The following is a 20,072-nucleotide window of genomic DNA, read 5'->3' on the forward strand; positions in this document are numbered from 1 at the left end:
CACCCAGTGACCCAGGAGCCACGGATGCCCGATCTGGAAAGAATCCTGCGCGGCCCGAGCGGCCTCGGCACGGCGGGCCTGTACCTGAGCCGGCCTGAGCCCGAGTCCAAGTCCGAAGAACCTCCCGCCCCTGAAGAACTCGCACCGCCTGCCGCTTCCCCGGACATCGCTGCTCCTCCGGAGGCCGGGGAGCCGGTCGAGGGCAAGGCGATCCCGGGGCTCTACCACCACCCCGTACCGCCGCCCGACGAGGCCCGGGTGGCGGAGGTGAGCCGCCGGATCAAGGAGTGGGCGGTGGACGAGGTGCAGGCGTTCCCACCGGAGTGGGAGGACCAGTTCGACGGCTTCTCCGTCGGCCGCTACATGGTCGCCTGCCATCCGGACGCCCCCACCGTCGACCACCTGATGATCGCCACCCGGCTGATGGTCGCGGAGAACGCGGTCGACGACTGCTACTGCGAGGACCACGGCGGCTCGCCCGTCGGACTCGGCAGCCGCCTCCTGCTGGCCCACACGGCCCTCGACCCGCTCCACACGACGAAGGAGTACGAGCCGCAGTGGACGGAGTCGCTCCACTCGGACGCGCCCCGGCGCGCCTACCGCTCGGCCATGGCGTACTTCCTCCAGCACGCCACCGCATCGCAGGCCGACCGGTACCGGCACGACATGGCGCGGCTCCACCTCGGCTACCTCGCCGAGGCCGCGTGGTCCCAGACGGACCACGTACCCGAGGTGTGGGAGTACCTGGCGATGCGCCAGTTCAACAACTTCCGCCCCTGCCCCACCATCACCGACACCGTCGGTGGCTACGAACTCCCCGCCGACCTGCACGCCCAGCACGCCATGCAGCGGGTCATCGCACTCGCGGGCAACGCCACCACCATCGTGAACGACCTGTACTCCTACACCAAGGAGCTCGACAGCCCCGGCCGCCACCTGAATCTGCCCGTGGTGATCGCCGAGCGGGAGGGCGTCTCCGACCGGGACGCCTATCTGAAGGCGGTCGAGGTCCACAACGACCTCATGCACGACTTCGAAGCCGAGGCCGCCGCCCTGGCGGCCGCCTGCCCCGTCCCTAGCGTGCTGCGTTTCCTGCGGGGCGTGGCCGTGTGGGTCGACGGCAACCACTACTGGCACCGGACCAACACCTACCGCTACCGCCTGCCCGACTTCTGGTAAAGGAGCCGACACCACTGTGACCAGCACCGAACTCGCCAACGCCACGTCCCTGTCCATCCCCGCCCCCGCGTCCCCCTATCAGGGCGACATCGCCCGCTACTGGGACGGCGAGGCCAGGCCGGTGAACCTGCGCCTCGGCGACGTCGACGGGCTCTACCACCACCACTACGGCATCGGCGACGTCGACCACGAGGCCCTCGGGAACGTCGACGACAGCGGTTACGAGCAGAGGCTGATCGCCGAGCTCCACCGGCTGGAGTCGGCGCAGACCGACGTCCTCCTGGAGCAGCTCGGCCCCGTCGGGCGTGACGACACGGTCGTCGACGCGGGCTGCGGCCGGGGCGGTTCGATGGTCATGGCCCACCAGCGCTTCGGGTGCAAGGCCGAGGGCGTCACGCTGTCGGCCAAGCAGGCCGAGTTCGCCAACCGGCGCGCCCGGGAACTCGGCATCGAGGACCACGTCCGCGCCCGCGTGTGCAACATGCTCGCCACGCCGTTCGACACCGGCCAGGCCAGGGCGTCGTGGAACAACGAGTCGAGCATGTACGTCGACCTGGACGACCTCTTCGTCGAGCACTCCCGCATCCTCGCGCCCGGCGGCCGCTACGTGACCATCACCGGCTGCTGGAACCCGCGGTACGGACAGCCCTCGAAGTGGGTCTCCCAGATCAACGCGCACTTCGAGTGCAACATCCACTCCCGCAGGGAGTACCTGAAGGCCATGGCCGACAACCGTCTCGTACCGCAGGCGATCGTCGACCTGACCGACGCGACCCTGCCCTACTGGGAGCTGCGGGCGACGTCCTCGCTGGTCACCGGCATCGAGGAGGCCTTCATCAACTCGTACAGGGACGGTTCGTTCCAGTATCTGCTGATCGCGGCCGACCGTGTCTGACCGGCCGAGCGCCGACTGACGGGGCCGGATCCGGTGGTGTTCACCGGATCCGGCCCCGCTGTCACTGCCCGGTGGAGGAGCGGCCGAAGAACTCCAGCTCCGCGACGGCCACCTGGCGGCCCTTGCCGGCGCCGTACGCGGAGCGCAGGACCAGCCGCGCGCTCACCGCGTCCCGCACGCGGACGTCGACCTTCTGCACGCCGCCGTCGTTGATCCGGCGGTGCATCGTGTGCTCCTTGCCCGCCGAGTCGCTGACCACCAGGTCGAACTCCATCGGCCTCGCCTGCGCGGCGGCCTGCGCGCTGCGCGGCGAAGTGCCCGGGGTGATCAGGAGGTTGAGCAGGTCGGTGGGCTGGCCGAAGTCGGCCTGCAGCCACTGGCCCGCCGAGTCGCCCGAGTAGCCGGTGCCCCACCAGGTGTTGGAGTAGCCGTCGAAGGCGAGCTTCGCCGCCTGCTTCGGGGCGGAGTGCGAGGCGCTTTGGTCGGTCGGATGGACGGGCACCCGCTTGGCGAAGTGGTCCTGCACGGCGCGGGCGGCCGGCGGCCCGCCGAAGATGCCGCCCGCCACCAGGCCGACGACCACCGCGACGCCCACGGCCCGGGCGATCCAGCGGGTGCGGTCGCGGTGCAGCCGGGGCCGCTGACCGGCGTACGGGCCCTCGGCGGCGGGGGCGGCGGAGTCCCTGAGGGGGTTCGCGCAGCTGCGGCAGAAGTGCCTGCGGGGCGCGTTGGGCGTCCCGCAGCTCGGGCACGGCGCCCCGGACTCCGGCTCCGCGGGCACGGATGCCTGCCGTACGCGCGGCCGGGCCGCCTCGGGCCTGCCCGGCAGCACGCTGCCCGGCGTCTCCGGCGGCGCGACGGTCTCCCCCTCCGGCACCGGCACGAGCAGCGACCGTATGGCCGTGTCGGAGGAGGAAGAAGAGGAGGAGGACGAAGGCGCGGGCGAAGGCGGGGGCGTGGGCTCTGCCGGACCGGTGGACGGGAGAGGGACGGTGGTGTCCGTGGCACCGGCCGCGGTGGGGGACGACGTGTCCGGGCCGTCGGGTGCGGGTGCGGAAGCGGGTGCGGGGCCCGCGACGCCGGCCGGGGAGTCCCAGCGCAGGAAGGCGCCGCAGGAGTCGCAGAAGGACTGGCCGTGCTGACGGGCCGGGGTGCCGCACTCGGGGCACGGGCGCATGGGGGCGGAGGAGTTCGGCATGTCGTTGGTCCCGGGCTGGTCGGTCGATGAGGGCTGGTCGGTCGATGGGGGTCGGTGGGGCTCGGCGGACATGGCTAGGTCCCTTCGGGGGCAGGCGTGGACGTCACCTCGGCCGTGAAGGGGAGGTGTGCGGGGCGGGCCGCCGCGACGACGGACCGCAGCCGGTGCGGGTCCACCGACGCCGCGTCGTGCACGCGCAGCGTGACGTGCAGCGCGGGGCGCGGGGTGCCGGGGAAGGCGCCGAGCGGGCGAGCGGACCACGTCGCGCCGCCGCTCTCCACGATCTCCGGGCGTACTCCGAAGGCGAGTTCGACGGCGGCGGACAGGCCGCGGCGGGTGCCGCGCACCCGGTGCAGGTCGACGGCGGAGGCGACGGCGTGCCTGCGCGTGCGCAACGGCTCGGTGCCGTCGAGCTCCGTGCCGACCCAGTCCGTCAGCCAGCCGAGGAAGTCCTCGGGCGCCAGGGACGGCGTGAAGTACGCCTCCAGGCTGTCGAGGACGGTGAAGACCGGCGCGAGCACGACGTCCAGGCCGGAGACGAAGCGCAGCGCGAAGTCGTCGTCGGCGAACACGGCGGGCAGCTGCTCCCCCAGGGGATGCGCGGACCGCACCCCCGGCAGCGCTCCCCGGGAGCTCCCGGCCGCGGCTTCCGTCTCGTGCGCCGTCATCGGGCCTCGATCACACGGACGCGGTGGTCGAAGGGGAAGAGGAGCGCGGAGGGCGCCAGGTCGATGCGGTCCGTGGCGTCGCCGCGGCGGCCCGTGAGGGGGTCGGCGGGGTGCAGCAGGACCTCGTCGACCAGCTCCACGCCGGGCACCCGCTGCAGCGCGGCGAAGATCTCGCCGGCGCGCAGCGGGCGGCCGAACGGCCAGCCCTCGCCGTGCGCACCACCGGTCAGCGGGTCGAGGTAGGCGTACAGCGCGTCGAGCGCCTCGGTCCGCACCCGTTCGGCCTGCGCGGCGCGGAAGGAGTGCAGCGTGGCGACGACAGTGACGCCCTGGTAGAAGGGCGGTCCGACGGAGAGGCGGGTGCCGAGCGGGCGGCGGTCGTCGAGGAAGTGGGTGACGCGGGAGAGGAGTTCCTCGCCGGGCACCAGCTGCTCGAAGCGGAGCCGGCCGCCCCGGTCCGGCACGGCCTGGGGGACGACGAGGACCCGGACCGCGTTCTCCCCGGCCTCCGCGGAGTCCGCGGCCAGGCAGTGGATGCGGGCCGTCTCGGGGGCGGCGCGCCGCGCCAGTTCCTCGTAGTCGCGCGCCGTCACCGCCCGCTCCTGGGCGCGCAGCGCGATCGGCGCGCGGACCTTGGCCTCCTGGACCGTCTCGCCGTCCACGCCGCCGCGCGCCGCCTCGCGGTTCTCCACCCGGGCGACGTACGGAATGGAGCTGCGCAGGACCTGGATGGCGCCGCGGGCCACGTTGCCCGTGCGGCCGCCGCCGGTGCGGTAGCGGGTCGCGCGGATCGCCGCGCCCTTCTCGGGCACCGCGCCGAACTGCCGCAGGGTGCCGTCCGGTTCGCGTACGGCGGGGCCGAAGGCGATCTCGCCGGTCGTCGCGTCCAGGGTGACGTGCGGGTCGTACGGTCCCGATGAGGCGAAGTCGTCCACGACCTGCCACTCGGCCCAGCCCGCCCCCTCGCCGTCGGAGACCTCGAGGATCAGCGGCGGCCGGTCCGCGACCACCGGTGCCTGGGCGAGCCGGACGCGCTGTCCGGGCACGCCCGTGGAGTCGCCGAGGAGTTCGTCGCGTACGACGTCCGCGTGCGCGACGACGGTCGTGCCGCCGATCGTGAACGCGGACGCGGCCCGCACGGTCGGCGACGCGCTGTAGAACGGCTGGCCCTTGGCGGCCTCGACCACCCGGCAGCGCACCCAGCCCGCGTCGAGCCGACCCACGCGGGAGACGATGTGACCGGCGGGGACGTGCAGGACGACCTCGCCGGGCCGGTTGAGTCCGCCGGTGGAGTCCTCGTCCACCTCGCACTCCGTCCAGCCGTCCGCCGTCCACGCCTCCCACACCAGCGGCGGCTGGCGCGGGTCGACGCCGACGCCGTCCACGCGGCTGTCCAGCTGCAGCACGGCCGCGCAGCGCGGCACCGCGGCGCTGAGCCCGAAGAGCAGCGTGTCACCGGGGCGCGGCGCGGCCGCGAAGGCCGCCACGTCGCGGCCGCCGAAGACGTCCTGCCCGCAGTCCTGCGGCGTGCCGCCCTCCTCCTGCCGCAGGACGGCGGAGAGTTCGCAGGGCACGACGGTCAGGTCCGCCTCGGTCGCGAAGGCCACCGCCTCCTCGGTCTCGGTGCGGCCGGTCGCCACCTCCGTACCGGCGGGCAGCACCACGGGCTCGGCCTGCGGCGCGGACAGCCAGAAGGTGACGTCCGCGCGGGCCGCGGAGGGCGGGAAGAGGGTGACGCCGAGCAGGTCGAGGAAGGCGAGGTGGTTCTTCTCCGGCACGCGGTTGAGGCGGTAGACGATCTGGTCGGCCATGTGTGCGACCGCCTCGACGAGGGTGACACCAGGGTCGGAGACGTTGTGATCGGTCCACTCCGGGCAGCGCTGCTGGATGTAGCGCTTGGCGTCGTCGACGAACTGCTGGAAGCGCCGGTCGTCGAGGTGGGGTGCGGGCAGGGCCATCGGACTTCAGACTCCGCTCTCTGATTCCGTGGACGGGATCACATAGAAGGGGAAGACGAGACTGCGCGGGTTGTTGGTGCCGCGCACGGTGTAGCTCACGTCGATGAACAGGACGGACGGCTCGTCGGGGGCCGGGCTGACCTCGACGTCCAGGACCTCGATGCGCGGCTCCCAGCGGTCGAGCGAGGACCGCACCTCGTACCGGATGCGGCCCGCCGTGGCCTCGTTGACCGGCGCGAACACCATGTCGTGGACGGCACACCCGAATTCGGGCCGCATCGGACGCTCGCCCGGCGCGGTGGCGAGCACGAGCCGGATCGCCTCCTCGATCTCGCGTTCGCGGCGCGCCAGCGCGATGCCGCCGCCGGCGTCCGTGCGCAGCGGGAACGTCCAGCCCGCACCGACGAACTGCTCACTCATCTCTGCCCCCCTTAGAACGGAATGCCGTTGCGCAGTACGGCCGGTGCGGTCAGCGCGACGGTCGCAGGCGAGGTGATGGCGGCCGCGGCGCCCGCGTTCACGGCGACGGCGCCGGCCGCGGTGACGGAGACCGCGCCGACCGCGTTCACGGCGACCGCGCCCGCCGACTTGAGACTGACGACGCCGGTCGCGTTGATGTCCGCCATGCCACCCGCGTTGACGCCGAACTTCGCGCCCGCCTTGATGTCGACCGCCCCGCCCGCGCTCATCGTCAGCGAACCGCCCGCGGTCAGCGACAGGTTGCCGCCCGCGCGGATGCTGACGTTGCGCGTCCCGTGGATCGACACCGAGCCGTCGCTGCGGATGGTCACGCTGGTCCGCGTCTCGTCCATGTGGACGGTGAGGCGGCCGTTGCCGGTCTGCAGCCGGATGCCGCTCTTCATACGGGACTTGGCGTCCACCAGCTCGACGATGTGACCGCTGCGCGAGGCCATCGAGCGCCAGTTGACGCGGCCGCTCGTCGGGTCGATCGGCTGCAGGCCGTCCGTGTTGGGCGTCGGCTTGTCGACGCCGTTGTACAGCCCGGCGAGTACGTACGGATGCTCCAGCGAGCCCCGGTCGAAGGCGACGAGCACCTCGTCGCCCACCTCGGGCAGCATCAGGCCGCCGCCCCGGACGCCGCCGAGCTGCGCGATGCGGCACCAGTCGCTCTCGTACGTGTCGGAGAGCCACGGGAAGCGCAGCTTGACGCGGTTCATCCGGAGCGGGTCCTTGGCATTGCTGACCAGCGCCATCGCGACGCCCGGCATCGGCGGCGCGGCGTCCGCGCCACCGGAGGCGAGCCCGTAGAGGGAGCGGAACTGCCTCCCGGACACGGTCAGCCAGGTCATGAACTGCCGCCCGGACTCGAAGAGATGTCGCACCCCGGTCGCCGTGTACTTCCCCTCGAACGGGAATCCGGCGCCCTTCAGCGCCACGGGCTGCCCCGGCCGCAGGTCCGGGTTGCCGGTGACGGCGACCTCGAGCTCCGCGAACGAACCAGCCACATCATCGGCCAACGCCCGCGCCGCGTGCGTCACCTGGGCCTGCGCGGTGTACGGCGTCCCCGTCTCGGTCAGCTCGGCCCTGCCGAACGGCTGCGAGAGCTGCGCGGGAGTGATGTCGGCGACGATGTCCTTGCTCTTGAGGGCCGGGGACTGCGCGGACAGCGCCCGCTTGGCCCGCATGTCCCAGCCCCGCACCCCGGCGGTGGCGACCTGCCCGGCCGCCGTCACCGCGACCCGGCTGTGCAGCGCGTTGTGCCCGAATTCGAGGACGTACGGGCTCTGCGCGGCCGGTGTCGTGTCGGACGGCGCGCCCGCGGCGGGCTTCAGCTTGCCGAAGCACAGCTTCCCGTCCTCGTCGAAGGACAGGTGGACGTCGTTCTCCTGGGCGAGCCGGGAGAGGAAGTCCCAGTCGGTGATGTTCGGCTGGGTGGCCAGCTCGTAGACCGTCGGCGTGGACTCGATCTTGCCGAGCTTCAGCTGGCTCAGCCCGGCGACGCGACGCACGATGTCCGATGCCGTCATGTTCGGATAGCCCTGCACGCGGCGGTTGCGCAGCAGCCGGTGCCCCGGGTCGTAGCCGCGCACGACGAGGGACTTGCCGCCCCCGTCCGCGTCCACCTCCAGGGCGGTGACCTCACCGGTCAGCATGGGCTTGCCGCGCACCCCGTCCGTGAACGGGCTGAGCACCGCCTTGGCACCCACCTTGATCTGCGGAAACTTCTCCAGGATGTCCCCGCCCGTGTCGGCGAAGGTCAGCTGGAAGGCGGACGGCACGTTCACACTGGAGTCCACCCAGCCCTCGACGAGCAGCACGGCCAGCTTGTCGGGCAGGACGGACCCGCCGATCTCGGCGTGCAGGACGCTCGTGTACGTCTTCTCACTCATGCGGACTCCATCGGCGTGGGGACGGCGGCGGGGCCGCCGGGGCGGGCCTCGTCGGCGGCGGGCAGCAGCAGCTCGGTGCCGGGCCGCAGCCGCATCGGGTCGTCGATGTCGTTGGCCTCCGCGATGAGCCGCCAGCGCGTCGCGTCCCCGTACTCCCGCCAGGCCAGCGACGCCAGCGAGTCACCGGCGACGGTGCGGTGCACCCGGCGCGCCGAGAGCGCGCCCGAGGTCGGGTTCTGCCCCTTGGTGGGCATCGCGACCTCGGTGAGCGAGAGCGAGCAGGTGGCACGGATCGGCTCACCGGTCGGATTGAACAGGGTGTACGTGGCACTGACGTCGGTCACGTACGCCACGAACTGCACGGTGTTGAACGACCCCCACGAGAACCGCACCCACGGCGGCGAAGGACGCTTGGAGGTAACGCTCTGCGGGGTCACCTCGCAACACGACAGAAGCATCTCGACCTGCTTCTGCACCTTGCCGGCGTTGGGCGTGCCGGAGGAGTCGAGAAACACTTCGAGCTTGAGGGTGGCGGGGGCGGCGCCGGTGAACTTCGGCGGGGCGCCGCGCGTGTAGGCGACGGCACGCTGCGTACGCCACTCGGCGGAGCGTCCCATCTGCAGCTGCGTCGGATTGAACTGGAACTCCACTTCACCGATCCGCCCGCCCATCGACCCGCCCAGGTCGGTGGGCGGCTGGTGGATGGCGAGCGCGGCACGCACCAGGCTCGCGCCGGCCCGGCCGCCGGTCGGCGCGGCCATCAGGCACCTCCCGCGTCGGTGAAGCCGTGATGCGCGATCTCCAGCGTCTCTGTCGCCACGGACGGACTGTCCGGGCTGAGACTCGGCCCCTGCCAGCGCACCGGCAGCACCTCGACGAGCCCCCACTGCGCGACGACGGAACCGTCCGCGCGGAGCGCCGCGATCTGCGCCGTGGGCCGCGAGATCCCCGTCGCGATGGACGAGATCCAGGCGGCCACGCGGGACGTGTCGGCGGTCAGGGGCCGGGTGAGCCGGATGGTGGAGAAGGTCACCCGGGTGGGCAGCTGCCAGACGAACCCGTTGTTGCCGCCCTCCTGCCGCTGCTCCACCTCCACCTCGGAGGACAGCCCGTCACACCCGTTGAACAGGCCGAGGTCCTGGCCGTCGATGGTGAGCTTGAAGAAGACGGTCGAGCCGGGGTCCAGTGTCGAGGGCATGGGTTCTCTTTGCTGTGGAGGTGACGGACGGAGTGGTGCGGGTGAGCGGGCGGGGGCGCGTGGTGGCTAGCGTCCGTGGTCGCGCAGGCGGCCGACCCGCTCCCGGTCGCTGCGAAGCTCCGCGCGGAGCAGCCGCGAGAGCGGGGCGAGGAGCCGTCGCGCCAGGTCGTCCAGGTCGGCGGGGGTGGCTTCGGCGGATGCGGGCGAGGGGGCGGGCGTCGGTGCGGGGTCAGGGGTGGCGGCGGGAGTGGGTGTGGGCGTGGGTGCAGGAGGGGTGTGGGTGCGCTGGACGGGGCGGGGAGTGGGGCTTTGACGGGGTGGTGCGGCTGGGGCGGGGGCCGGTGCGGGCGCGGCCGGGGGTGTGGGCGCGCTTCGCTGGACGGTTCGGGGGCGCACGGGTGCCGGGGTGGGAGAGGGGGTGGGGCGGGGCGCCGTTCGGGGGCCGGGGGCGCCGAGCGGTACGACGACGGGGGTGGCCCGGTTGGTGGTTCGGGCCTCGGCTGCCGCAGAGCGCTGGAGCGGTACGGGGGTCGGTGCCGGTCCGGCCGGGGTGGCTGGCCTGGTCGGCGTCCCGCCAACTGCTGGCCCCGTGCCGGGTGCTGAGTCGCCGGACGTCGCCGAGGTCTGGGTCGTCAGGCCGCGAGAGGTGGAGAGGGGGAGAGGGAGGGGGGCGGTGGTGGGTGTTGTGGGCCGGTAACCGCCGGGCGCGATGCGGCGGTTGACGGGGACGACGGGGAGGGGCTGGGGTTTCGCTTCGGGCTGGGGCTGGGGCTGCTTTGGTGTGGTCGCGGGGCCTGGGGTGGTGGTGGCCGGGGTGGGGGTGGCTGGCTTGGGGGCGGCCTCGCGGGTTGCCGACTTCTGGGCGGGGGTGACCGGCGCGCCGATCGGGGTCCGGCGCGGGCGGTCCTGTGGCGCCGGGCCGGGGTGGGCGGAGGTGCTGGACGACTGGCTCAGGGGCTGGCCGAGGCCGGGCCTGGGCGCGCCGGTTGCCGCGCCACCGGCATCCTGCGCGCGCCGGACCCGGCGTACGAGAGGCCGCCGCTGTACGGGCTCAACGGGGGATTTCGCCCGTACAGCGGCGGGGTTCGTGGCCGCGGACGCGGCAGGCGTCCCCGGGCCGGTGGGGGGCACCGGCCCGGGGACATCGGTGGGCCGGACGCGGGCGGGGGCGGCGTCCGGCGGAACGGGGCGTGAGGGGGTGCTGCCCGTCGGGGCAGCGCCGGTCGGGCCATCGGTGGACGGCCTGTTGGCAGCCGGGCCGGCGGCGGGCGGCCTGGTGGCCGTCGGGCCCTCGGCGGACGACCCAGCGGTGGGCGGCCTGTTGGCGTACGAGCGGATGGCGGCCGGACGTGCGGCTGACGGCCCGTTGGTGGTCGCGCCGCTGGCGGACGGTCCATCGCCGGAGGGCCTGTTGGCGGCCGGACCGGCGGCGGACGACTTGCTGGCGGGTGACCCACCGGCGGTTGACCTGCTGACGGTCGGGCTGTCAGCGGACGACTCAGCGGTGGAGGGCACGTTGGTGGACGAGCGGGTGGCGGCCGGACCGGCAGCGGACGACTTGTTGATGGGTGTCCCACCGACGGTTGCCCTGTTGACGGTCGGGCCGGTGGCGGACGGCCCCGCGGTGGAGGGCGCGTTGGCGGACGAGCGGGCGGCGGCCGGCCCACCGGCGGTTGACCTGTTGACGGTCAGGCCGGTGGCAGACGGCCCCGCGGTGGACGGCCCGTTGATGGGCGAGGGGGCGGCGGCCGGGCCTGCGGTTGGCGGCCTGTTGGCGTGCGACCCACCGGCGGTCGGCCTGTTGGCGGTCGGGCTGTCGGCGGTCGGCCCAGTGGTGGAGGGCACGTTGGCGGTCGAGTGGGCGGCGGCCGGGCCTGCGGCTGACTGCCTGTTGGCGGACGGTCCATCGCCGGACCGCCTGTTGAGGGTCGGGCCGGTGGCGGACGGCCCCGCGGTGGACGGCCCGTTGACAGGCGAGGGGGTGGCGGCCGGTCCTGCGGCCGGCGGCCCACCGGCGGTTGACCTGCTGGCGGTCGGGCTGTCGGCGGACGGCCTGGCTGTGGACGGCCCGTTGATGGGCGAGTGGGTGGTGGTCGGGCCTGCGGCCGACACCCCGTCGGCGGGCGAGCCGTCGGTGGGGCGGCCAGCGGCAGGCACTGTCGTACGCGCGGGCTCCACGGGGAAGACCTGCCGCTCCGGCACCACGGCGGGTGCGGCCGACACGAGCGGGGAACGCCCTGTCCGGGACCGCTGCACCACGGGTACGGCACGTGCCCCGGTCTCCGCCGAGCCGCTCGCAGCCGGGGTACTGTCCGCGCCGGGTACGGGGATGGCCCGGGCGCCGGTGAGCGGCGCGGTGCCGGACGTGGATGTGGCCGGGCTCGTGGCGGCCCCGGGCGTGGTTGCGGCGTGCCGCGTGTCGGACCGGTTTCCGGACGCGGGTACGCCGACGTCCGGTACGGCATCGCTGGGGGCGCTGCCGCTTACGTCGCTCTGCGCGGGCGAGTGGGAGGCCTTCCGCTGAACGGGGCGGTCGGCGGCGGGTGTCACTGCTCCGTGCGAGGGCCTGCCCGTCGGGCTCGGCGGGGTGGTGGTCTCTCGCCGGACGGGGTGGCCCGCGTCTCCGAGCAGGGGCTTGGTCGCGGGGGTATCGGTGCCGGTGGTTCGGGGGGCCTGTGCTCCGGAGGCGGGGGGTGTCGGTCCCGGGGCGGGCGTCTTCGTACCGCCGACGTGAGGTGCGTCGGGCTCGGGGCTCGGCGATGTGTCGGCGAGGCGTCGGCCAGGGTGGTCCGTGTCTCCGAGCAGGGGCTTGGTCGCGGGGGAGTCGGTGCGCGACGGTGCTTCGTGCTCCCGGCCGGGCGACGTGGTGGCCCGGCGCTGGACCGGGCGGTCGGTGTCGGTGCCGGCGTCGGGGGCCGTGGGCCGGGGTGCGGGCAGGGGCGTGCTCGTCCCGGGGGCCGCCGGGGTGGTGGCCTGACGCTGGACGGGGCGGTCCGCGTCGGTGCCGGGAGCGGAGGTTGCCGTCCCCGGGGGCGGCGTGGTCGTGCCGCTGTCGCGCGGGGCTTCGTTCTTGACGTTCGCCGGGGTGGCGGTGCGGCGTTGGGCGGGGCGGTCCGCGTGGGCGCCGGGGGCGGACGTGTTCGTACGGGCGGTGGCGCCCGGTGCTCCGTGTTCACGGCTCGGTGACGCGGTGGCGTGGCGCTGGACGGGGGAGTCCGTCGCCGCGCCGGGAGTCTCGGGACCGGTTGCCTCCGCGTGCCGCTCCCTCGCGGGTGCCGTCGTACGACCGCCACCCCTCGTCGCGTCCTGGCCCGTACGAGCGTCCCGCGCGGCCACGCGCTGAACGGCACGACCAGAGGGGGAAGACGGCAGAGGCGAAGGAGAGGTGGGGCTCGCAGGGGAGAACGCGGACGGTGCGGCCGACTCGTCCGGCACTTCCGCTCCCGCCTCTGCCCCCGCCTCCGGAACTCCCCGCACCGGCAGCCGCAGCTGCGGCAGGTCGAGGTCGCCCGGGCGGCCGGCGACCGGTGTGAGGACGCCGTGCAGCAGGCCCCCTGGGGCCGAGGCCCGCACCGCGTGGCCCAGCTCGCCGCCGAAGGACGGGTTCTGGTGCGTGGCGAGCATCGCGCCGAAGCCCTGCTCCGCGACCGTACGAGGCGCCGCGAGCACGCGCTGGACCGGCGGCAGAGCAGCCCAACCACCGGCACCGGCACGGGCACCAACACCCGCACCCGCAGCCGCGTCGGCACCCGCACCGGCCTCAGCACCAGCCGCAGCCTCAGCACCGCCACCGAAGTCACCGCCGCCGAGGTCATCGACACCGAAATCACCGGCATCGCCGGCCCGCGCCGAGGCCACCGCCTCGACCCGCGACCCCCGCCGCCACCTGAACAAGCCCATCACTTACCTCGACTCACCGATCGCTACCGGTCACCCCACCGGCCTTCCGACCTTCACTGCCTCGCCTCCGCCTGTTCCACCAGCTTTCCGGTCCGCGTCACGTACGCGCGCCGGTCCGCGTGTTCGAGGTCGAGGATGTCGTCCATGCCCCAGTGGAAGTGGTAGGCGAGGTACGCGACTTCCTCCTCGATGCGGTCGGCCGCGTACGTCACGATTCCCCCAGGCGGCTCCCGGCCAGCTCCACCTCGAAGGACTCCGAGCAGTGCGGGCAGGCCACGGCCGCGCGGGTGTGGCCCTCCGCGTTGATCTGCCGGTAGAAGTCCTGGAGGAAGGCCAGGTCGGAGGCGAACATGTTCTCCACCGTGCCGTCGTGGACGGAGCCGAGCGTGCCGAGCCGGGTGATGACCCGGCCCAGCAGCACCACGGACAGGTAGGCGGGGTTCTCGCGCACGCGGACGTCCCGCAGCGGCACCAGTTCGTCGCGTGCCGTCGCGAGCCGCATCGCGCCGTTGCGGTGCACGGTGCCGGACTCGTCCACGAAGCCGCGCGGCAGCTCGAACTCGAACTCCGTGCGCAACGGTTCACGAGCCCCGGCCATCCCTGTCCCGGCCACCCCTGCCCCGGGGACTCCCGGGCCTTCGCGCCGCATTATTCGATGACCAGCTCTTCGAAGACGATGGTGACCGCCTCGGTCAGCGCGGCGGCGTCGCCCGCCTTGACCCCGCTGGTGTCCACCTTGCTGCACCAGGCGTTGCGCAGGTTGTACCGCTTCACCGGGTTGTTCTGGTAGTCCATCATCATGATCGTGGCGTTCTTGCGCGCCGAACCCATGTCACCCGCGATGGACTTGTTGATCCACTCGCTGAAGACGGGGCTCTGCGTCATGCCGCGGGTGACCGTGCACTCGCCGGCCTTCTTCACGCCGGGCATCTTCTTCACGACGGGCTTGCCGTCGGCCGACACCTGCTGGTACTCGATGACGTCCTGCTCCATGGAGAGGCCGCTGACCTCCTGGAGGTACTCGACCATGACGCCGTCGATCTGGAGGCCGAAATTGTGTGTGGTGAGGGCGTCACCGGGCTGCAGAGACAAGGGGTTTCACTCCTGTTGTGATGGTTCTCGGGGGACGTGGGGCGAGTACGCGGTCTACTCCTCCAGCTCGCCGCCCCCGCCGGAGAACTGGGCCAGCCGGAACACCACGAACTCGGCGGGCTTGACCGGCGCGATGCCGATCTCGCAGACGACCCGGCCGAGGTCGACCGACTCGGCGGGGTTGGTCTCCTCGTCGCACTTCACGTAGAAGGCGTCCTCGGGGCGCTGGCCGAACAGGGCGCCCGAGCGCCACTCGTTGACCAGGAACGCCGACACGTTGCGGCGGATGCGCGCCCACAGGGCGTGGTCGTTCGGCTCGAAGACGACCCACTGGGTGCCGATGAGGATCGACTCTTCGAGGTAGTTGAAGTAGCGGCGCACGTTCAGGTAGCGCCAGGCCGGGTCGGACGCCATCGTGCGCGCGCCCCACACGCGGATGCCGCGGCCGGGGAAGGCGCGGATGCAGTTCACGCCGACCGGGTTGAGCAGGTCCTGCTCGCCGCGGGTGATCTGCAGCTCCAGGTCCACGGCGCCGCGCACGATCTCGTTGGCGGGCGCCTTGTGCACACCGCGCTCGGCGTCGTTGCGCGCCCAGATGCCGGCCATGTGGCCGGACGGCGGCACGACCACCGACTGGCCGGACGCCGGGTCGAAGGACTTGATCCAGGGGTAGTAGAGCGCGGCGTAGCGCGAGTCGTAGCCGGCCAGCTCCTGCCGCCACTGGCGGACCTGGCGGGCGTTGAGCGACGGCGGCGGGTCGATGATGGCCATCCGGTCGCCCATCAGCTCGCAGTGCGCGATGAGGCCGAGCTGGACCGCCTTGACCTGCTCCTCGTCGATCAGGCCCTGCTGGTAGGCGGCCATCAGGTCGGGCACCGCCACCATGTTGACCTCGTCCAGGGCCTCCAGGCCGCCGAAGCCGGTGCGGTCCGCGGAGTCGCCGATGAACTGGGCGGTCTCGACGCGGTCGACGGCACCGTTGGACGCGGGCACGGCGGGCGTGGCGGGGGCCGGCGGCGCGAGCGTCACCGTCTGCGCGTCGGGCTTGGCCAGCTGGCCGCCGGCCGTGGCCTCCTCCAGGGCGATCGTCTTGGAGCGCTGCTTGACCTGCGTGACGACGTAGTTCCGCGCGGTCTTCTTCGCGCTGACGTCGAAGCTCTCGACGACCTTGTCGCCGTCCTTGACGATCAGCTTGAAGCGGTCGGCGGCGCCCTCGCCCTCGCCGTCCTGCACCTCGACGGTCAGGGCCCCGCCGTTCGCGGTGCCCGCGGTGAGCGCGGAGACCGAGAAGTTGCCGAGCGCCACGGGCTCGCCCGCGGTGAGCTCCTTGGGCGCCTGGGCCTGCGCGGGCGCCGCGGACCGCTGCTGCGGGTCGCCGGCGTCGGAGCCGCCGACCCGCACGACGTACGCGGCGGAACCGCCGTTGTTGAAGAACCCGTACACGGAGTGCGCCAGGTAGTACCCGTCCGTGAACTCGCCGAACGCGGCCACGTACTGGGACCAGTTGGTCACCAGCGTGGGCTCGTTGAGCGGTCCCCGCGGTGCCAGGCCGACGAAGGCCGCAACGGACGTGCCGACCCCTTCGATGGGGCGTGAACCGCTGGCGACTTCCTCGATATAGACGCCGGGGGACAGGTAGTTGGGCATGCTGCTGTGCTCCAAGGTTCGAGGGTGTGCGGGACCGGCGCACAGCCGGCACGGATTCGTACCGTGTCGACGATGTCCCACGCGCGGGCCGGTGCGTAGAGACGGAAGGACGTCAGCGAGGGCAGATGCCGCTGCCCGTTCAGCCGTCGGACGGCAGCCGCCGACCTGCGCGTTCGCGCCGACCTGCGGTCCGGGGGCAGCGGGGCGGCGCGGGTTGCCCGTCCGGTCACCCGCACGGCGCGCGGCACGGGGCGCCTGCCGCTACCGGCCTGATGTCAGCGGTCGTTGGCGCATATGCCCCGCCCCATGCGTCCACAGCGTCAATACCTGGTCAACAGGTGGCGCAAGTGCCCCGCGTGGGGCGGGCCGCCCACCGGGCTGACGTAACGTTTGGTGCGTGCGGTCATGCGTGGCCGGTATGAACGGGCACTTCCAGGTGCTTCACAGGGCAAGGGGTGCGGGGCTGACGATGCGGGGCGACGCGGGCGGCCGGCCGGGCCGGGACGGCGAGCGGAGAGCCGGCCCGGACGATCCGGGCGGGGCGCTGTGGTTCCAGGTCCTCGGGCCGGTGCGGGCCTGGCGTGCCGGGCAGCCCCTCGCGCTCGGGCCGCCGCAGCAGCGCGCGACCCTGGCGGCCCTGCTGCTGCGCGGCGGGCATCCGGCGTCCGCGGCCGAGCTGGTGGACGCGCTGTGGGACGAGGAACCGCCGCCGCGCGCGGTCGGCACGCTGCGTACGTACGTCTCCCGGCTCCGCTCCCTCCTCGAACCCGACCGGCGCGCCCGCGAGCCCGCCAGGATCCTCGTGTCGGCCGGCGACGGCTATGCCCTGCGGCTGCCGCCCGGCGCCGTCGACGCGTCCGAGCTGGAGGACCGGGTGGCCACGGCGCGCGTGATGCGGGCCGCCGGTGAACACGCCGACGCCTATGCCGAACTGACCGCGGCGCTCGCGCTCTCCGACGGCGCACCGCTGGCCGGGCTGCCCGGTCCGTACGCCCGCCGCCAGCGGGACCGGCTCACCGAACTGTCCGTGACCGCGCAGGAGGAGTTCTTCGCCTGCGCGCTCGAACTGGGCTGCCACAGCGAGACGACCGCCCCCCTCACCGTCTTCGCCGCCGAACACCCGCTGCGCGAGCGCGCCCAGGCCCTGCTGATGCTCGCCCTGGACCGCGGCGGGCGGCGCGCGGACGCCCTCGCCGTGTACGAGGCGACGCGCCGCACGCTCGCCACCGAGCTCGGCGTCGACCCGGGCAAGGAGCTCACCACGCTGTACGAGGGACTGCTGAGGGGCACGCCGCTGCCGGCGGCCGCCGTCCCGTGGCCGGTCCCGCCCTCCCCCCTGCCCTCGCCGTACGCGCCGCCGCCGCGCGTCGGCGAGCAGCGGCAACGCATATCCGTACGACCGGATCATCGGGGGCGACAGGCGCAGGCCGAGGCGTGGGGACCGCCCACGCACCCGCGGGGTCACGAAAGCACGGCCCCGCCCACGCACCCGCAGGGTCACGAAAGCACGTCCCCGCCCCCGACCGTCCGCGCGGAGCGCGCGACCCGCCCCCTGCCCCTGAACGGGGCGTCCGCGACCCCTGTCCGCACCTCCGCCCCCACCCCCCTCGTCCCCGCCCAACTCCTTCCCGACGTCACCGACTTCGCGGGCCGCGAGGCCGAGGCGAGGCTGCTCACCGAGACCCTGCGCACCGCCACCTCCGGCAGCACGATGGCCGTGGCGACGCTCACCGGCCTCGGCGGCGTCGGCAAGACCGCGCTCGCCGTGCACGTCGCACACGCCTTACGCGAGGAGTTCCCCGACGGGCAGCTGTACGTGGACCTGCGCGGCGCCGACCCGGCGCCCGGCGTCGACAGCGGCAGCGCGCTCACCGGATTCCTGCGCGCCCTCGGCATTTCTGAGAGCGCTCTTCCCGACGGCCTCGACCAGCAGACCGCCCTCTACCGCTCGCTCCTCGCCGGGCGCCGCGTCCTCGTACTCCTCGACAACGCCCGCGACACCGCCCAGGTGCGGCCGCTGCTGCCCGGCACCCCGGGCTGCGCCGTCCTGGTGACCAGCCGCTCGCGGACCATCACCCTGCCCGGCGCGCGCCTCGTCGACGTCGAGACGATGGACGAGCCGCAGGCGCTCGGCCTGCTCTCCGCCATGGCCGGCGCCCAGCGCGTGGCCGCCGAACCGGAGGCCGCGCGCGAACTCGTCGCCATCTGCGGCGGCCTGCCGCTCGCCGTCCGGATCGCCGCCGCCCGCCTCGCCGCCAGGCCGGGCCGCCCCGTCGCCGACCTCACCGCGCGGCTGCGCGACGAGCACCGCAGGCTGGACGAGCTGCGGGTGGACGACATGGGCGTCGAGGCCACCTTCCGGCTCGGCTACGAAGCCCTCGAACCGGAGCTCGCCCGCGCCTTCCGCATGGTCTCGCTCTGCTACATGCCGTCCTTCTGCCGCGGCGCCGCGGGCGCGCTCCTCGACGTGAGCGACGAGGAGGCGGAGACGGCGGTGGAACGCCTCGTCGACGCCGGGCTCATGGAGCTGCACGGCGAGGACCGGTACCGCTTCCACGACCTGGTGCGGCTCTTCGCGCGTCAGCAGTGCGAGCTCCGCGAGAGCGCGCGGGAACGCACCGCCGCGCGGCTCCGCTTCCTCGACTACGTCGTGGCCACCGTCATCACCGCGATCCGCCGCACGAAACCGCACAGCGTGCTGCCGCGCCTGCTGCACAGCCCCGCGTCCCCGGGCAAGAAGCTGCCCGACGAGGCCGCCGCGCGGGACTGGCTGGTCGTCGCGCACTCCCGGCTGTGCGCCGCCGCGGAGGAGGCGCTGCGGCACGTACCGCAGCCCGTGGGCCACCGGCCGGACGCGGACGCGGGCCACGGGCCCGGCGCCGGCCACCGGCCCGGCGCAGCCCACGCGGGTGACCTGCGGCACGTCCCGGACACCGCCGGCCTTCCGCCGGACGCGCCGTCCGACGGCCCGCCCGGGCTGCGCCCCACCGTCGACCTGCTCACCGCCTGGTCCCACCTCGTGGTCGGCACCACCCGCCACCGCGACCTGGAGCCGCTCGCCGAGCTCGCCCTGCGCACCGCCCGCAGCCACGGAGACGACCGGTCCGCCGCCCGCGCGCTGCGCCTCCTCGGCGCCCCGCACTACGGCACGGAGACCTTCGGCCGCGCCGAGCGGGCACTGCGCGAGGCCCTGCGCCTCGCCGCGGCCACCGGCGACCTGCTGGTCGGCGCGGAGGGCGGCCACGAGCTTGGCATCGTCCTGATGGGCACGGGTCGGCACGAGGAGGCGCTGGAGCAACTGCGGCTCGCGTACGCCAGGTTCGGCGCCCTCGGCGGACACGACGACCGGATCCGCATCCTGTCCCACATGGCGCGGGCGTACGTCAGCCTGGGCCGGCGCGCGGCGGCCGACACCGCGCTCGTCGAATCGGTGCGCCAGGCACGGCGGTCGGGCAGCACGTCCACGCTCGCGCACGTCCTCTACCAGGCGGGCTGCGCGCTGCTCACGGACGGCCGGGCGGCCGCGGCGGCGGAGCGGCTGCGCGAGGCCCAGCGCCTGCACGGCCGCACCCGCGACCCGCGCTGGGAGGCCCTCTGCTGGGCCCGCCTCGCCTACTGCGAACTCGACGAGAACCGGCCCGGCGAGGCGATGCGCTGCGCGGACGCGGCGCTGGCCGTCGAGGGCGAGCTGGGCGACGCGTTCTGCCACGCCCTCGCGATGGCCGCGCGCGGCCGGGCCCTCCTCGCCCTCGGCGACCTCGACCGGGCCAGGGCCGCGCTCCGGATCGCCCACCGTGTCATGGAGCGCCGGGGCGCCGCGGAGGCCACGGAGATCGCCGCTCTGCTGGCCGACTTGCGGCGTTCCGTGCCCCCGAGCTCCGTGTTGAGGGCCCTGTGCTGACGTGTTCTCGGCTCGCGGGCCGACGTGTGTCCCGCGCGATTGCTCGGGGTGCCGCGGAGGCCACGGAGATCGCCGCCCTGCTGGC

15 protein-coding genes and 1 pseudogene are annotated in these 20,072 nt (G+C 74.0%); 4 read left to right on the forward strand and 12 right to left on the reverse strand.

The genetic code is table 11. The features are described 5' to 3' along the window. Positions 1-33: 33 nt before the first annotated feature. Positions 34-1,179 (forward strand): annotated as a pseudogene (locus ACZ7LU_RS01120) (family 2 encapsulin nanocompartment cargo protein terpene cyclase); the annotation flags it as partial. A 16-nt stretch (positions 1,180-1,195) separates the two neighbouring features. After that, a complete protein-coding gene (locus tag ACZ7LU_RS01125) occupies positions 1,196-2,074 on the forward strand; it encodes a geranyl diphosphate 2-C-methyltransferase (protein ID WP_471915276.1) in 879 nt (292 codons plus the stop codon). 61 nt (positions 2,075-2,135) lie between these two features. Here the strand turns inward: ACZ7LU_RS01125 and ACZ7LU_RS01130 are convergent, their stop codons facing one another. From ACZ7LU_RS01130 to ACZ7LU_RS01165, 8 genes are all read right to left on the reverse strand, one after another. Beyond that, positions 2,136-3,344, reverse strand: coding sequence for a discoidin domain-containing protein (locus ACZ7LU_RS01130; RefSeq protein WP_471915277.1), 1,209 nt, complete (start codon positions 3,342-3,344; stop codon positions 2,136-2,138). A gap of 2 nt (positions 3,345-3,346) precedes the next feature. Further along, entirely contained in the window at positions 3,347-3,940 is a 594-nt protein-coding gene (locus ACZ7LU_RS01135) for a phage tail protein (protein ID WP_471148422.1), read from the reverse strand. Further along, positions 3,937-5,898 carry a putative baseplate assembly protein gene (locus ACZ7LU_RS01140; RefSeq protein WP_468085210.1) on the reverse strand — a complete coding sequence of 654 codons (1,962 nt, stop codon included), beginning with the start codon at positions 5,896-5,898 and terminating at the stop codon, positions 3,937-3,939. The genes ACZ7LU_RS01135 and ACZ7LU_RS01140 overlap by 4 nt, the downstream gene beginning before the upstream one ends. Positions 5,899-5,904: 6 nt before the next feature. Continuing rightward, complete coding sequence (locus ACZ7LU_RS01145; protein WP_362991588.1) at positions 5,905-6,318, reverse strand: GPW/gp25 family protein; 414 nt, start codon at positions 6,316-6,318, stop codon at positions 5,905-5,907. An 11-nt stretch (positions 6,319-6,329) separates the two neighbouring features. Further along, positions 6,330-8,249 carry a VgrG-related protein gene (locus tag ACZ7LU_RS01150; RefSeq protein WP_468085211.1) on the reverse strand — a complete coding sequence of 640 codons (1,920 nt, stop codon included), beginning with the start codon at positions 8,247-8,249 and terminating at the stop codon, positions 6,330-6,332. Continuing rightward, positions 8,246-9,010 (reverse strand): CIS tube protein, encoded by a 765-nt coding sequence (locus ACZ7LU_RS01155; protein WP_362991592.1) that lies wholly within the window; start codon positions 9,008-9,010, stop codon positions 8,246-8,248. The genes ACZ7LU_RS01150 and ACZ7LU_RS01155 overlap by 4 nt, the downstream gene beginning before the upstream one ends. After that, positions 9,010-9,447, reverse strand: coding sequence for a phage tail protein (locus ACZ7LU_RS01160; protein WP_362991594.1), 438 nt, complete (start codon positions 9,445-9,447; stop codon positions 9,010-9,012). The genes ACZ7LU_RS01155 and ACZ7LU_RS01160 overlap by 1 nt, the downstream gene beginning before the upstream one ends. A 66-nt stretch (positions 9,448-9,513) precedes the next feature. After that, positions 9,514-9,843 carry a hypothetical protein gene (locus ACZ7LU_RS01165; RefSeq protein ID WP_471915278.1) on the reverse strand — a complete coding sequence of 110 codons (330 nt, stop codon included), beginning with the start codon at positions 9,841-9,843 and terminating at the stop codon, positions 9,514-9,516. Positions 9,844-10,693: 850 nt separating this feature from the next. Between ACZ7LU_RS01165 and ACZ7LU_RS01170 the strand changes: the two genes are divergently transcribed. Further along, on the forward strand, positions 10,694-11,971 hold the full coding sequence (locus tag ACZ7LU_RS01170) for a hypothetical protein (RefSeq protein WP_471915279.1): 1,278 nt from the start codon (positions 10,694-10,696) through the stop codon (positions 11,969-11,971). Positions 11,972-13,400: 1,429 nt separating this feature from the next. Here ACZ7LU_RS01170 and ACZ7LU_RS01175 read toward each other — a convergent pair. From ACZ7LU_RS01175 to ACZ7LU_RS01190, 4 genes are read right to left on the reverse strand one after another with little or no spacing between them, the layout of a single operon-like run. Further along, positions 13,401-13,559, reverse strand: a complete 159-nt coding sequence (locus ACZ7LU_RS01175; protein WP_468085214.1) for a DUF6760 family protein — start codon at positions 13,557-13,559, stop codon at positions 13,401-13,403. Then, positions 13,556-13,945: a hypothetical protein gene (locus tag ACZ7LU_RS01180; RefSeq protein WP_468085215.1), complete on the reverse strand. Its 390-nt coding sequence runs from the start codon at positions 13,943-13,945 to the stop codon at positions 13,556-13,558. Before ACZ7LU_RS01180 ends, ACZ7LU_RS01175 begins: the two co-directional genes overlap by 4 nt. Before the next feature lie 50 nt (positions 13,946-13,995). Further along, positions 13,996-14,439, reverse strand: a complete 444-nt coding sequence (locus ACZ7LU_RS01185; RefSeq protein ID WP_398305489.1) for a phage tail protein — start codon at positions 14,437-14,439, stop codon at positions 13,996-13,998. A gap of 54 nt (positions 14,440-14,493) precedes the next feature. After that, complete coding sequence (locus ACZ7LU_RS01190; protein ID WP_471916450.1) at positions 14,494-16,086, reverse strand: phage tail sheath family protein; 1,593 nt, start codon at positions 16,084-16,086, stop codon at positions 14,494-14,496. A 469-nt stretch (positions 16,087-16,555) separates the two neighbouring features. On the opposite strand from ACZ7LU_RS01190, the gene ACZ7LU_RS01195 reads away from it, so the two are divergent. Next, entirely contained in the window at positions 16,556-19,987 is a 3,432-nt protein-coding gene (locus tag ACZ7LU_RS01195; protein ID WP_471915280.1) for an AfsR/SARP family transcriptional regulator, read from the forward strand. Positions 19,988-20,072: the final 85 nt, after the last annotated feature.

Source organism: Streptomyces sp. NPDC039462, assembly GCF_055639375.1.